This window comes from Amycolatopsis sp. NPDC004368, from assembly GCF_053602515.1.
Genome location: NZ_JBSGDT010000023.1, coordinates 1 through 14,557 on the forward strand (window position 1 = coordinate 1; position 14,557 = coordinate 14,557).

Here is a 14,557-nt window from a genome sequence, read left to right on the forward strand (position 1 = left end):
TCCCAGCACCTCGTTTCTGACCTTCGACAAGCCAGAAACCTAGGCCGAGCACGGCGTGCGCCCCTCCCACGCCACGCCACACACCCACGGATCAATCACAAGAGCCTTTTTTGTCGGGGGTGGCCGATAGGCTGGACGTGGGACGCCCCCCGGGAGGGTGGGGTATGTCCGGGGCCCAGGAAGGTGACGGGCCCAGGAAGGTGACGGGCCCAGCAAGGTGACGGGCCACAATGGATAGAGCCGGCCCACGCGCCGAGCCGGCCCCTCAATCCGGCCTGCCCCTCAATCCAGCCGGAACACCGACTGCGCGTTCGTCGAGTAGATCTTCGTGCGCACCTCCTCCGCCAGGGCCGACTCGCCGAGGATCGAGACCGCCGCGGCGGGGCTCCAGCAGGGGTGGTCGGTGCCGTACAGGATGTTGTCCGGGCCGTAGTACTCCAGGGCCGTGCGGATGGTCAGGGACTGGGGCGCGACGGTGTCCACGAAGACGCGGCGGAGGTAGTGCGACGGCAGCGACGGCAGGCCCTCGATGCGCGCGTTCTTGTCGATGCGCCCTGCCTGGTAGGGCAGCAGGCCGCCGGCGTGGGTCTGGACGATGCGCAGCGACGGGTGGCGTTCCATGATGCCGCTGAAGATCAGGCGGAGCACGGTGACGCTGGAGTCCAGGAGCCGACCCAGAGAGCGCTGGATGCCGTCTTGATAGCCGGTGAGGACCTCGTTGAACGCGAGGTCCGTCGGGTGCACGATGAGCGGCACGTCGAGCTCCGCGACGCGGGCGTAGAAGGGCTCCAGCCGTTCCACATCGACCGTCTCCGGGCCGATCATCGACGGCAGGTTGACGCCGCGCAGGCCGAGCGAGCCCACCGCGTGGTCCAGCACCTTCAGCGCGGAATCGGTGTCCTGCAACGGAATCGCCGCGGTGCCGAAGAAGCGGCCGGGAAACCGCCGCTGGGCGCCGGCGATTTCCTCGTTGTACGCGAAGGCCACGTCCAGCGCCTCGGTGGCCGGCATCTGGTCGAGCATGCCCGCCAGGACGCCGGTGGTGCAGACCACCACCGTCTCCCTGCCGGTGGCGGCGTACGAGGCTTCGAAGCCCGCGTCGAGGTCGTACCACTTGGCCGGCAGCGGGATGAAGCCCTTGCCGTTGTTGTAGAGGTAGCGGTAGCCGTCGCCCACGCGTTCGGTGCGGGGGAAGCCGGAGCGGGCGGCCATGGTCTCGAAGTGGGATCGGGGGAACCAGTGGAAGTGGGTGTCGACCACGCGCATCGGAACTCTCCTCAGCTCATCCGGTGTTCGGCGAGGATGCCGGCGAAGATGCGGTCGGCATCGGGGCGGTACTTCTCGTGCAGGGTGCGGAACAGGTCGTGGCAACGGGTGGCGGGCCAGTCGGCCGGCAGGTGCTCGGCGGGCAGCCGCGGGGTCTCGCGCAGCAGCTGCCGGAACGCCGACGCGAGCATCAGGTCGCGGCCCAGGTCGTCGGTGGCCTCGGGCACGGGGTCGGGCACGTCCCACGCCCGCAGGAACCGGTGGTAGCGCGCGGCGAGCTCGTCGAGGTGCCACGTGCGGGAGATCATGCCCTGCACGTCGTCGAACTTCGGGTACGCCGTGAACACCTCGACGTGCTTGTCGACCCCCGCGCCGGGCAGCTGCTCCAGGATCGCCGTCACGTCGCGTTCGCCCGGGGCGAGCCACACGCCGTCGCGCAGCAGGCCGAAGCTCTCCCACGCCAGGGCGCGCCGCAGCAAGTGGCGTTCCTTGCGGTGCGTCTCGGGCAGCGAGAAGCACAGGATCGTCCACGCCCCGGGCGGCTGCGGCTCGTCGCCCGTGTCGTGGAACGTGCGCTGCTGCTGCACGCGCACGACCCGCAGCCCGACCTCCGACGCGCGGAAGTACGCCACCCGGCCCCGCCGTGACCGCTCCAGCAGGCCGCGCTCGGTCATCCGCGACACGGTGAGCCGGGTGGCGTGCGCCGACAGGCCGATCCGCGCTAGCACGTCGATGTACCCCGTGGTCGCGATCTCGGGGTTCTCCTCCAGGCAGTAGCGGCCGATCATCGTCAGCAGCAGCGTCTGCGGGGTCGGCGCCCGGCTCAGGTCGGGCGCCGGTCGCTCGGTGGTCAGGACGAACCCCCTGTTCTCACGCCCGCCGTGGCGTTCTGTGCGAACGTACCCCCGAGCAGCGGCAGCACGTGCTCGCGCAGCACCGAAACGGTCGCCGGATCCGGCCCCAGCAACGACTCCGCGACCCGCCGCGCTCGCGCCCGGCCCAGCTCCCGCTCGGCGAGCGTGGTGAACTTCGCGACGATCTCGTTGTCCGGCAACGGGTTCCCCGGGTCGCCCCGCGCGTCGAGGCGATCGGTGGAGACCGCCCCCGACGCCGTGGTGATCTCCACCCGCGCGCCCCACTTCGCGGGGTACGCGGCCGTGAGGTCGTCGGCCGAACCGACCTCGACGACCCGCGCCAGCTCCAGCACGGCGTCGTCGTGCAGCGCGCCGTCGTCGAAGTCCCACGGCGTGCAGTGCCCCCGCAGCGCCGAGGTCGCCAGCACGAACTGGGCGCTGCCCAGCGCGCTCAGGGCCGAGCCGAACGGCGGCGGCCGGTCGACGATCCTGGCCAGCTGTGCCGGCAGCAGGCAGGTCAGCCGTCGGATCGAGCCGGAGGTCCAGCCGCCCGGAGGCCGCAGCGCCAGCACGGCGTCGATCGCGCCCTGCAGGTGCTTCGCGCCCGCGTGGGGCTTCAGGCTGGTCTCCGGCAGCAGGTACGGCGGGGGCAGCTGCGCGTCCGTCCGGCGCAGCGGCGAACGCGGGTCGTCGAGGATGTCGAGCGGGCCCGTCCACCCCGAGTCGGCCGCCAGGAACGCGGTGACCGCGCGCTCGGCGGCGAACCCGGCCAGCAGGTACTTGCCGTCGGCCCGGTCCGTCGCCCCCGCGATCGAGCCACCCGCGTGCTGCACGGCCAGCGCGATCGCCGACGCCGTGACGGCGGGGGAGCGGTCCAGCAGCACGGCCGCCGCGGCCGCGCCCCCGAGCGGGGCCAGCAGCGCGGTCGGCCACCAGCCCCGGCGGATCAGCCCCTCGCCCCCGATCACGGCCGCCGCGCCGAGCGCCACCTCGTAGCCGGCCAGCAACGCCCGCTCGTACTGGTCGGCGGAAACATCCCCCGGCAGCACGGCCAGGGTCGCCGGCAGCACCACGCACCCCGGGCACAGCACCGAGCCGCGGTGGATGTCGCCGACTTCCCAGGCGTGGGCGTACGCCCCGCCGAGGAACGCCATGCGCCGGGCGGCGCCGTCGTCCGCCGACAGGGTGCGCGCCAGCCCGGACATCGAGCCGCCCAGGGTGGTGCGGCCGGCGACCAGGGCGCCGACGGCGTCGGTCAGGTGGGCTCGCACGGCGGCCCGGACCGCGGGCGGCACCGGCCGGGAAGCGACCGAGTGCGCCCGCGCGGCGAGCTCACCGACGAGCGACATCTGCCTGCGTGGCCCGGAGCCGGCCGGTCTCCGGCTCGTCCACCCGCCCGTCGGCCGTGAGCACGACGCCGTACAGCTCACGCGCGGCCTCGGCCGTCACGAAGCCGTCGCGCACGTCCTCGGCGACGTCCTCGGCCGGCCGCTCCGCCGGCACACCCCAGCCACCACCGCCCGCGGTGAGGAAGGTGACCTTCGATCCCTTCTGCAGCGCCAGCCCCGTGTGCTTCTTCACGTGCTGGGGCTGTCCGCCCGGCTGCGTCACGACCGTGTCGTTCACCGCGCCCGCCTGGCCGCCGCGCAGGCCCCACGGCGGGCAGGTCGTGCGCTCGTTGGCGATGTTGGTGAACATCATCTGCTGCGGTTCCACGTCGATCGCGAGCCCGAGACCACCGCGGTGGCGGCCCGCGCCACCGCTGTCGGCCCGCAGCTCGTGGCGCGTGAACACCAAGGGGTAGCGCGCTTCCTGGATCTCGATGGGGATGTTGCGCACGTCGCCCTGGCACACCGACACGCACGCGCTCGGCCCGTCGCCCACGGGACGCCCGCCCCAGCCGCCGCCGTTGATGTTGAGGCACACGAACCGCGCGCCGGTCTTCTCGTTGATGCCGTGGAAGGTGAAGCCGGACATGTCACCCTTGTGCGCGGCCGGCACCTGGTCGGGCAGCGCGTCGGCCAGCGCCCGGATGATCGTGTCGACCACCGTGGGCAGCGAAATGCTCCACTGGCCCAGCGCGGCCGGCGACTGGGCGTTCAGCAGCTTTCCTTCCGGCAGCACCACGTGCAGGTTGCGGAAGGAGCCCTCGTCGACCGGGTGCGTGGGCAGGGTCAGCATCTTGAACGCCACCCGCGCGGCCGCGACACCGCCCGACTTGCCGGAGTTGAGCGGGCCCTTGACCTGCTCGTTGATGTCGGAGAAGTCGATCGTGAGCTCTTCGCCCTTCACGATCACCTTGAGGTCGAGCGTGATGCGCTTGTCGAGGTCCTGCCCGTCGTTGTCCATCCACGCCGATGCCGTGTACTCGCCGTCGGCCATCTGCGCGACGGCGTGGCGCGAGAGGCGTTCCGACTGGTCGCGCATCTCGGTGATGCACGCCATCACCGTGTCGAGGCCGTAGCGCTCGCACAGCTCGGCTATGCGGCGCTCGCCCAGCCGGCAGGCCGCGATGGCCGCGCGCAGGTCGCCGAGCGACGATTCGGGGATGCGGATGTTGTCCTTGAGGATCTGCATCACGTCGGCGTCCCACTCGCCGGCCTTCATCACCTTGATGGAGCGCAGCTGCAGGCCCTCGGAGTAGATGTCCGTGGTGGCGGTGGAGCCGAAGCCGATGCGCGAGCCGCCGATGTCGACCCAGTGGGCGCGCACCGCGGGGAACGCCACCACCTTGCCGTCGACGAAGATCGGCGTGTAGACCACCACGTTGTTGAGGTGCTGGCCCGCGACGTACGGGTAGTTCATCACCAGCGCGTCGCCGGGTTCGAAGCCCTCGAGACCGTGGCGCTCGATGCCGTCGGCGACGGACACGCCGAGGTCGGCCAGGAAGATCGGCAGGCCGCCGAGGTTCTGGGCGATCAGCTCGCCCGCGGTGTCGACGAGGCCCACGCAGTAGTCCTGCACCTCGAAGATCATCGGGTTGTAGGCGGCGCGGCGCAGCGCGGTGGCCATCTCGTCGGAGTACGCCACGAGCGCGCAGCGCACCACTTCGAGCGTGACGGGGTCGATGCTGGTCGGGCGGGTCATGCGGGGCTCCCCACGGAGACGACGAGTGACAGGTCGGCGGCGACGGTCAGCACGTCGCCGGCGTAGAACACGACGGACGAGGTGGCTTCCTGCACCACGGCGGGACCGGTGATCCGGTGGCCGGGCCGCAGGGCCTCGCGATCGTAGACGGGACAGGCCACGGGTTCCGGGCCGCCGCCGTGCAGCACCACGGGCCGGTGCTCGACCGGCTCCGGGTCCCCGGCCGCGGTCTCGATCTCCGCCGCGGTGCCCGCGGTCGTTTCGAGCGGCAGCGAGATCACCGTGCGGACGCCGACGGCTTCCACCGTCTCGTCGGCCGCGTGGTGCCCGTAGAGGCGGTCGTGCAGTTCGTCGTAGAGCGCGCGCACGGTCGCGTGGTTCGCGGTGGACAGTCCCTCTTCGGGCACCGGCACCGGGATCGTGAACTCCTGGCCCTGGTAGCGCAGCTCCAGGAAGTGCTGCAGCACGGGCTGGGTCGTCGGCTCGCCGACGTCGGAGCGCAGCCGGGCCCACGCCTCGGCGCCGAGGGCCTTGAGCGTGATCGCGTACTGCTCCACTGTGGACGGTTCGAAGCGGGCCAGGTGCGTGCGTGTGAGGTCGTGACGCACCTCGGAGTAGAGCATGCCCTTGGCCGAGAACTGCCCGGGCAGCACCGGCACCACGACCGTGCCGATGGTCAGCTCGCGCGCGATCGACACCGCGTGCAGCGGGCCGGCACCGCCGGTCGCCACGAGGGCGAACGTGCGCGGGTCCTCGCCCTTCTCGACCGAGACGGCGCGCACGGCCAGCGACATCTGCGCGTCGGCGATCGTCACGATGCCGCGCGCGGCGGCCAGCAGGTCGAGGCCGAGCGGCTCGGCGACGTGCTTCGTGATCGCGGCTTCCGCGGCCGCACGGTCCAGTGGCATCTCGCCGCCGAGGAACCGGCTCGCGCCGAGGCGCCCGAGCACCAGGTTCGCGTCGGTCACGGTCGGGCGGTCGCCGCCGCGGCCGTAACACGCCGGGCCGGGCGCCGCGCCGGCGCTCACCGGGCCGACCTTGAGCGCACCCGCCGGGTCGACCCACGCGATGCTGCCGCCGCCGGACCCGACCTCGACGATGTTGACCACGGGCAGCGCCATCGGGTGGCCGGTCGCGTAACCGCCGATGAAGTAGCCCGGGCTGATGTCGACCTGACCGTCCTTGACCAGGCTGGTCTTGGCCGTGGTACCGCCCATGTCGAACGAGATCAGCCGTGGCAGGTCGAGGCCGGCGGCCAGCGCCGACGCCCCGATCACGCCGGCGACCGGGCCCGACTCCATCATGCGCACCGGGCTCTGGCGCGCGGTGTCCACGGACATGATGCCGCCGTTGGACTGCATGATCAGCAGCCGGCCGCGGAAGCCGCGGGCCTCCAGGCGCGTGGTGAGCGAATCGAGGTAGCGCGACACGACCGGGCCGACGTAGGAGTTGAGCACGGCGGTCGACGTGCGCTCGTACTCGCGGTACTCGCGCATGATCTGGTGCGACAGCGTCACGTACGCCTCGGGCCACAGCTCGGTGAACAACCGCCCCAGCTCGAGCTCGTGCTCCGGGTTGGCGTACGCGTGCAGCAGGCACACCGCCACGGACTGCACACCCGAGGACTTCAGCTCGGTGATCAGCTCGCGCGCGGCCGCGACGTCCAACGGCGTGCGCACATTGCCGTCCACGAGCACGCGCTCGCGCACCTCGCGCCGCAACCGGCGCGGCACCAGCGGGTCGGGCTTGCCGAAGAACAGATTGTACGGCTCGGAGCGGTTGCCGCGCCCGATCTCGTAGACGTCGCGGAAGCCCTCCGTGGTGATCAGCGCGGTGGCGGCGCCCGCGCGCTGCAGCACGGTGTTGATCGCGATGGTCGAGCCGTGCAGGAACAGCTCGGTGTCGGGCAGGTGCGCGCCGAGCTTGTCGAGCCCGTCGAGCACGCCCTCTGCGTGGTCGTGCGGGGTGGTCAGGGTCTTGGCGGTGCTGAAGACGCCGTGCTCGTCCACGGCGGTCAGGTCGGTGAACGTCCCGCCGATGTCGGCGGCGATCTGCTTCACGGGGTACCTCTTCCTCGTCAGCGGGGTCAGGGGAGTTCGGTGCGCCAGGAGTCGGCGAGGGATTCGAGCTTGCGGGCGCCCACGTTGAGCAGGACCCCGGCCACGATCACCACGAACACGGACGCGAGTACCTCGGTCGTGCCGAGGTGTCCGGCGAAAAAGCTGATGTTGTAGCCGATCCCGCCGTCGCCCGCGAAGAATTCGCCCACGACCACGCCGACGAGGCCGCGGCCGACGCCCAGACGCAGGCCGGCCATCACCGTCGGCACCGACGCGGGCAGGATCACCTTGCGCAGCAACGCGGTCTCGCCGGCGCCGAACGACACGGCCGTGCGGATCAGCTTCTTGTCCACATTGCGCACGCCCTGCGCCGAGTTCACGATCACGGGGATCACCGACATCAGGAACGTGATGGCGATGACCGTCGGGCTGCCGAGGCCGAACATGAGCACCAGCAAGGGGAACAACGCGATGATCGGCGCCGAGTACAGCAGCCACACGTACGGTTCGACCACGTAGTCGACGTAGCGGTAGCGGCCCATGAGCAGCCCGACGACCACACCGACGATCGCGGCCATCAGGAACCCGATCACCAGCTCCAGCGCGCTCGTGCCGAGGCTGCGCAGCAGCAGCCCCGAGCCGATCTGCTCGCCGAGCGAGCCCGCGATGAGAAGCGGGGAGGACGTGAGGAACGGGTTCACGAGGCCGGCCCACACGGCGATCTGCCACAGCACGGCGACCAGCACGAGGAAACCGCCGCCGAGCACGACCGGCATGGCCTTCTCGGGCAGACGCCGCTTTCCGGGGCTGACAGTGGTGGTCATCGGTTCACCTCTCCCACGACGCGACTGGTGCTGCTCAAGGTGCCGAGCACACGCAGCAGCGCGGTCACGACGTACCCGAAGATCCCGACCACGAGCGTCAGGAACAGCAGCGGCGCGACGTCGAAGTTCTGGCCGTAGGTGGAGATCAGCTGGCCCACGCCGTCCGTGCCGCCGTACAGCTCGGCCACGATCACGGCGATCACGCCGCGTCCGGCACCCAGGCGCAGGCCCGCCATGATCGTCGGCAGGGCGCTGGGGAACAGGATCTTGCCGAACATCGCGCCACCACCGGCGCAGAAGGCGCGTGCGGCCTGCACGAGCTTCGGGTCCGTCTCGCGGATGCCCGCCATCGCGTTGACCGCGATGGTGATCACGGCCTCGATGAAGACCATCGCGATCTTCGAGGCCTCGTCGATGCCCAGCGCCAGCACCACCAGCGGCAGCAGCGCGAGCGACGGCGTCACGTAGAGCGCGATCAGCGCCGGCTCCAGCGTCTGGCGGATCCGCAGCTTCCAGCCCATCAGCATGCCCACCGGCACCCCGACGACCACGGCCAGCGCGAACCCGGCGAAGAACTCGACGAGGGTCGTCTGCGCGTTCTCCCACAGCTCGCCCGAGCTCATGAGGTCACCACCGGCCTGCACGATCGCCAGCGGGGTGCTGGTGAACTGCACGTCGACCACGCCGGTCGACGCGGCGAGCTGCCACAGCGCGAGCACCACGACCACGCTGCCGAGCACGAATCGCGCCCGCACCGGCGGCAGCCGGCGCAGGCCCACCGCGCGGCTCGGCGGCGCCGCGGCCACCGGGCGTGGCGGCCGCGTGCGCAAACCCTGCGTCATGACGGCACCGCCGCCTGCGCCTGCGCGCCGAAGAGCAGCTCGGCCAGGTGCGTGCGGTACTTGCCGAACGCCTCGCTCGCCCGCACCGCCGCGTCGCGCGGACGCGGCAGGTCGATCTCGATCACCTCGACCACGCGGCTCGGGCTGCCGCCCATCACCAGCACGCGGTCGGCGAGGAACACGGCCTCGTCGATGCCGTGGGTCACGAACAGCACCGTTTTCCGGTCCAGGTCCCAGATCCGCAGCAGTTCGGTGGCCATCAGCTCGCGCGTCTGCGCGTCGAGCGCGCCGAACGGCTCGTCCATCAGCAGCACCTCGGGGTCGGTGGCCAGGGCGCGGGCGATGCCCACACGCTGGCGCATGCCGCCCGAAAGCTGGTGCGGGTGCGCCTCTTCACGCCCCGCCAGGCCGACCAGCTCGATGAAGTGCCGCGCCCGGTCCAGCCGCGTCGTTTTGTCGACGCCCTGCATCTCCAGTCCGAACGCGACGTTCGCGAGGATCGTGCGCCACGGCATCAGCGACGCGTCTTGGAACACCACCCCACGGTCGGGGCCGGGTTTGGTCACGACCTTCTCACCGATGCGGATCTCACCGGCGGACGGGCGCAGCAGGCCGTCGGCGGCCAGCAGCACGCTGCTCTTGCCGCAGCCGCTGGCGCCCACGATCGTCACGAACTCGCCGTCGCGCACGTGCGCGTCGAACCCGTTGACCGCAACGAACGATTCGCTCTTGCCGGGGTAGGAGATCTGCAGGCCGTCGAAGGTGATGTCTGCCATCTTCTCCTCCGTTCAGCTGGTCTTGGGCAGGAAGCGGGTGTCGAGCCACTGCGAGTCGGGCAGCCGTTTCGCGAACACCTTGCCCTGCAAGCCCATCTGCCAGAAGTCGTCCATCGCCTTGGCCGAGGGCATGCGGCCGTCGGGGTAGAGCTGGCCGATCCACTCGGCCATGCTGGCCTTCGAGTCGTCGACGCTGATCTTCAGCGCCTTGGCGATCGACTTGGCCGCGGCGTCAGGCTGGTCCTTGGTCATCTGCATGGCCTGCTTCAGCGTGTCCACGAACTTCTTGGCGCGGTCGGGGTTGTCGTTGACGAAGCCCGGCTTGCTCCAGGTGACGTGCATCGGGTAGCTGTCGACGAGGTCCTTGAGATCGAGGATCTTGTTGTAGCCGGCCTTTTGCGCGTAAACGGTCTGCGGCTCGGTGAAGATGTTGGCCTGCAGCTGGCCCGCCTTCATGGCCGCGAACCGCGCCGCCGAGGCGCCGCCCTGCACGACCTTGATGTCCTTGTTGGGATCCAGCCCCGCCTTCGCCGCGGCGAAGCGCGTGAGCAGGTCGGTGGACGAACCGATCGTGGTCACGCCCCAGTTCTTTCCCCTGCCCTGCGCCACGGTGTGGATCTCGGGCACGGCGTACCAGGCGAAGGCCGTCATGTCGAAGCCGCCGTAGATGACCTTGACGTCCTGGCCGGCTTCCTCGGCCGTGAGCGGTCCGGTGAGCGAGCCGACCGCGACGTCGACGTCACCGGACAGCACGGCCTTCGCCAGCTCGGCGTCGCCCTTGAACGTCACGGCCTTCACGGTGAGACCGTGCTGCTTCCAGAGGTTCTCGTCGTTGGCCAGGTAGACCGGGGCGAGGGTGGTGGCCTGCACCGGCAGGCCGAGGGTGAGCGTCTCACCGCCGCCCGAGGAGGCGGCGCCGCCCGAGCCGCACGCGGTGGCGACGAGGGCGAGGGCGAGGGCCGGTACCGCGAGCCGGGTCCGGCGGAGTTTTTTCCATGGCACGGGGGAGACCTCGATTGTGTCCAGAGGGGAGACCGAAACGCGGGGAACTTTGCCGCCTCGGTCTGGAATCGGGCGAGGTGTCGACCATGAGAAGCATCGGGAGGTGCACCTCTTTGTGCTCCGGTCAGTGTGACTCCCGATCTCGACGCGCGTCAAGAAGCTGAGAAACATCATTCGCGCCGGTCGGCCGCGGCCGCACGTCGGCACGACGAAACCCCCGGCGGACCCGAAGTCCTTGTCCGCCAGGGGAAGTCGCCGAGCACGTCCGTCCTAGCGGAACACCTCCGGTCGGTTCTTCGCGAGGTTGATCAACCCGCCCGCCTCGAGCATGTCGACGAGGAACGGGTCGGCGGCCGCGCCGCGGATCGTGGTCTGGGTGGTCAGGTTGGTGAACTCGCCTGTGGCCAGGTCCACGCGCACCCGGTCGCCGTCGGACGCGAAGTCGGGGTTGAGCCCGACCTCGAGCGCGGGCAGGCCGACCTCGAAGCAGTTGCGGTAGAACGTCCGGGCGAACGTCTCCGCCACCACACAGCCGATTCCGGTGGCCTGCAACGCCTTCGTCGCGATCGCGCGGCCCGAGGACTGCCCGAAGTGCTTGCCGGCGAACACGATGTCACCGGGCTGGACCTTCTTCGGGAACTCCGGGTTGAGGTCTTCGAGCACGTGCTGCACGAGGATCTCCATCGGCTCGAACACGTACTGCGTCTTCACGAGCCGGTCGGTCGGGATGTTGTCCCCGAACCGCCAGCAGCGGCCCTCGAACTTCACGATTTCCCTCCCGTGTGGACGGACGAGGCGATGACCCCCGCGACGGCCGACGCGGCGACGGTGGCCGAGGACGCGAGGTACATCGACGCGTCGGGGCTGCCGTTGCGGCCGGGAAAGTTGCGGGCATGGGTGGAGATCATCGTCTCGTCGGACGCCATCGCGCCCATGTTGTAGGCCTGGTTCGAACCGGTGCTGGGCGGGAACCACGTGGCACCGGCCTCGTGCAGCGCGAGCACCAGCCCTTCGCGCGCCGCCTCCGCGAACACTTCTCGGCTCGAGGGCACGAGGTGGAACCGCGTGTCCGGGTGGACCTTGTGCCCGGCCAGCACCTCGGCCGCCGCGCGGAAGTCCTCGAGCCGTCCGCCGCCGTGGCCGCCCAGCTCGGCGTACTGCACCGGAGTGCCGGCGACCTCGGCGACGGGCTTGACGTTGCCGACGGTCGGCGGGCACGCGACCGTCGGGTCCACCTCGCCGACGTCGAAGCGCAGCACCTGGGCCGCTTCCTCACCGTCGCCGTGCACCAGCATGCCGGCGTCGCCGCCGGGCAGCGTGCGCACGAAGGCCTCGGTGACCTCGTCCGGTTCGACGAAACTGCACTTCGCGCCGAGGTCCACGCACAGCAGCGGGAACAGCCAGCGGTCCCAGAAGGACAGTGCACGCACGTACGGCCCGCCGAACTCCACGGCCCGGTAGTTCAGCGCGCCCTCGCCGATGCGCCCGACCAGCCACAGCGCGATGTCGCGCGGGGTCACGCCGGGCTTCGGTGTGCCTTCGAGGTGCACGCGCGTGGTCTCCGGCACCTTGAACCACGCTTTGCCGTACGGCAGCACGGTTCCGGCGTGGGAGTCGTTGCCCAGCGCCACCGCGAGCGCGCCCAGCGTGCCGTGCACCGGCGTGTGGCTGTCGGACCCGACCACGATCATGCCCGGCTTGATGTGCCCGTTGCGGACCACCGCGTGGTGCAGGTTGCCGTTGCCGCAGTCGTAGAGCTTCAGGCCGTGCTTGCGGGCCCAGCGACGGTTGTGCTGCAGCACGTCCGCCTGCTGTTCGGTCGGCGGTGCGAAGTGGTGGTCGAACACCATCACGGCCCGCTCGGGGTCGGGGATGGGCACGTTCACGCGCTTTTCGTACACCTGCGAGGTGAGGTACCCGGACAGGTCGTGCATGATCAGGCGGTCGACCTTGGCCACCACGATCTCGCCGGGCTCCACGGAGTCGCGGCCGCTCGCGCGGGCGAGGATCTTCTCGACGAGGTTCACGCGACCACCGCCGTCGCGACGATCTCGCGCGGGTCGGTGATGACCCCGCGGATGGCCGAGGCGGCCGCGGTGGCCGGGCTCGACAGGAAGATCTTCGAGTCGTAGCTGCCCATGCGGCCCTGGAAGTTGCGATTCGCGGTCGAGAGGGTGGTTTCGCCGTCGGCCATCGCGCCGCCGTTGCCCGCGCACGCGCCGCAGCCCGGGTTGGTGATCATCGCGCCGGCCTGGATCAGCTTCGTGAGCACGCCGCTGTCGGAGGCCTGCGCCATGATCTTCGCCGACGCCGGCGTGACGATGAGCCGCAGGCCCGGCGCCACGCGGTGGCCGTCGAGCACGTCGGCCGCGATCACGAGGTCGTCGTACTTGGCGTTGGCGCACGAGCCGATGAACACCTGGTCGAGCTTCGTGCCGGCGACGTCGTCGACACCCACCACGTTGTCGACGGTGTGCGGCACCGCGATCTGCGGCGCCAGCGTCGGCCCGTCGAGCCGCACGGTGGCGCGGTAGGTCGCGCCCTCGTCCGGCAGCAGGATGTCGAGCTCGTCGCGCGGCACGCCGGCCTCGTCGAGGTAGGCGAGCGTGGTGCCGTCCGGCGCCACGTAGGCGTTCTTCGCGCCCATTTCCATGGCCAGGTTGCAGAACGTCATGCGCTCCGACACCGACATGCCCTCGACGTAGGAGCCGGAGAACTCCACCGACTCGTACGTGAGCCCGTCGGCACCGAGGTCGCCGATGAGCTTGAGCATGATGTCCTTGGCGTACACGCCCGGGGCGAGGTCGCCGTCGATCACGATCCGCACCGACTCGGGCACCTTGACCCACAGCTTCCCGGTCACCCACGCGGCGGTGATCTCACTGAAGCCCACGCCGGTGCCGAACGCACCCAGCGCGCCGTAGATCGTGGAGTGCGAGTCGGTGCCGATGATGAACTGCCCGGGCCGGACCAGGCCGTGCTCCATGAGCACGATGTGCGCGATGCCGCTGTTGACGTCGAAGAAGTTCTTCACGCCCATCTTCTTGGCGAACTCGCGGCACAGCGCGTGGTCCGCGGCCGTTTTCGCGTTCATGGCGGGGGACAGGTGGTCCATCACCATGGCGACGCGGTCGACGTCGAAGAGCCGCTCGACGCCCATCTTCTCGAGCGTGCGGATGCACCGCCAGCTCGCGGTGTGGCTCATGTACAGGTCGGGATAGGCGTCGACGATCTGGCCCGGCACGAGGTCGGCGACCCCGGACGCGCGCTCGATCGCCTTCTGCGCAAAGGTCTTGGCGGTCACTGCTTTCCTCCCGCGAAGCTCGCCATCAGGTGCGGGATCAGGCCGCCGTCGGCCATGATCTCCCGCAGCACCTGCGGGTACGGGCTGAACGGGAAGGTCTGCCCGCCCACCTCGACCGTGCCCGCGTCGTAGTCGACCCACATCTCGCCGCCGTCTTCGGCCGCCTCGGCCGCGGCGGGCGACTCGACCGCGACGAGCCCGGTGTTGATGGCGTTGCGGAAGAAGACGCGGGAGAAAGAGGCCGCGACGACCGCCTTGATCCCGGCGCCGATCAGGCACGTGGCGGCCTGCTCCCGCGCGCTGCCGCAGCCGAAGTTGCGGCCGGCGACGACCACGTCGCTGGCCCGCAGCCGCGCCTGCGTCTCCGGCCCCAGCGGCTCGAAGGCGTGCTCGGCGAGCTCCGCCGGGTCGATGCTCACGAGGTAGCGGCCGGGGATGATGACGTCGGTGTTCACGTTCTCGCCGAAGGTGATGACTTTTCCTCCGACGCGGTGCTCACTGCCCATGGGAAGTCTCCGCTCGTGGTTGCGGGGGTGTCAGGC

At 70.6% G+C, this 14,557-nt stretch carries 13 protein-coding genes; all 13 read right to left on the bottom strand.

The annotated features are described in order from the left end of the window. Window positions 1-282: 282 nt before the first annotated feature. Window positions 283-1,266, bottom strand: a complete 984-nt coding sequence (locus tag ACWEOE_RS27665; RefSeq protein WP_452014107.1) for an amidohydrolase family protein — start codon at window positions 1,264-1,266, stop codon at window positions 283-285. Between the two features lie 11 nt (window positions 1,267-1,277). Beyond that, window positions 1,278-2,120: a PaaX family transcriptional regulator gene (locus ACWEOE_RS27670; protein ID WP_452014363.1), complete on the bottom strand. Its 843-nt coding sequence runs from the start codon at window positions 2,118-2,120 to the stop codon at window positions 1,278-1,280. Further along, window positions 2,117-3,469, bottom strand: a complete 1,353-nt coding sequence (locus ACWEOE_RS27675; protein WP_452014109.1) for an MmgE/PrpD family protein — start codon at window positions 3,467-3,469, stop codon at window positions 2,117-2,119. Before ACWEOE_RS27675 ends, ACWEOE_RS27670 begins: the two co-directional genes overlap by 4 nt. Next, entirely contained in the window at window positions 3,453-5,207 is a 1,755-nt protein-coding gene (locus ACWEOE_RS27680; RefSeq protein ID WP_452014111.1) for a hydantoinase B/oxoprolinase family protein, read from the bottom strand. The genes ACWEOE_RS27675 and ACWEOE_RS27680 overlap by 17 nt, the downstream gene beginning before the upstream one ends. Then, complete coding sequence (locus ACWEOE_RS27685; RefSeq protein ID WP_452014113.1) at window positions 5,204-7,267, bottom strand: hydantoinase/oxoprolinase family protein; 2,064 nt, start codon at window positions 7,265-7,267, stop codon at window positions 5,204-5,206. Before ACWEOE_RS27685 ends, ACWEOE_RS27680 begins: the two co-directional genes overlap by 4 nt. Before the next feature lie 26 nt (window positions 7,268-7,293). After that, on the bottom strand, window positions 7,294-8,091 hold the full coding sequence (locus ACWEOE_RS27690) for an ABC transporter permease (protein WP_452014115.1): 798 nt from the start codon (window positions 8,089-8,091) through the stop codon (window positions 7,294-7,296). Continuing rightward, the gene (locus ACWEOE_RS27695; RefSeq protein ID WP_452014117.1) at window positions 8,088-8,933 is read right to left on the bottom strand and encodes an ABC transporter permease; all 846 of its coding nucleotides are present in this window, start codon (window positions 8,931-8,933) and stop codon (window positions 8,088-8,090) included. The genes ACWEOE_RS27690 and ACWEOE_RS27695 overlap by 4 nt, the downstream gene beginning before the upstream one ends. After that, window positions 8,930-9,709 (bottom strand): ABC transporter ATP-binding protein, encoded by a 780-nt coding sequence (locus ACWEOE_RS27700; RefSeq protein ID WP_452014119.1) that lies wholly within the window; start codon window positions 9,707-9,709, stop codon window positions 8,930-8,932. The genes ACWEOE_RS27695 and ACWEOE_RS27700 overlap by 4 nt, the downstream gene beginning before the upstream one ends. A 12-nt stretch (window positions 9,710-9,721) precedes the next feature. Continuing rightward, complete coding sequence (locus tag ACWEOE_RS27705; protein ID WP_452014121.1) at window positions 9,722-10,711, bottom strand: ABC transporter substrate-binding protein; 990 nt, start codon at window positions 10,709-10,711, stop codon at window positions 9,722-9,724. A 270-nt stretch (window positions 10,712-10,981) separates the two neighbouring features. Continuing rightward, entirely contained in the window at window positions 10,982-11,479 is a 498-nt protein-coding gene (locus ACWEOE_RS27710) for a LeuD/DmdB family oxidoreductase small subunit (RefSeq protein WP_395885847.1), read from the bottom strand. After that, window positions 11,476-12,738, bottom strand: a complete 1,263-nt coding sequence (locus ACWEOE_RS27715) for a 3-isopropylmalate dehydratase large subunit (protein WP_452014123.1) — start codon at window positions 12,736-12,738, stop codon at window positions 11,476-11,478. Before ACWEOE_RS27715 ends, ACWEOE_RS27710 begins: the two co-directional genes overlap by 4 nt. After that, a complete protein-coding gene (locus ACWEOE_RS27720; RefSeq protein WP_452014125.1) occupies window positions 12,735-14,015 on the bottom strand; it encodes an aconitase/3-isopropylmalate dehydratase large subunit family protein in 1,281 nt (426 codons plus the stop codon). The genes ACWEOE_RS27715 and ACWEOE_RS27720 overlap by 4 nt, the downstream gene beginning before the upstream one ends. Further along, window positions 14,012-14,521: a LeuD/DmdB family oxidoreductase small subunit gene (locus ACWEOE_RS27725; RefSeq protein ID WP_452014127.1), complete on the bottom strand. Its 510-nt coding sequence runs from the start codon at window positions 14,519-14,521 to the stop codon at window positions 14,012-14,014. The genes ACWEOE_RS27720 and ACWEOE_RS27725 overlap by 4 nt, the downstream gene beginning before the upstream one ends. Window positions 14,522-14,557 lie beyond the last annotated feature (36 nt).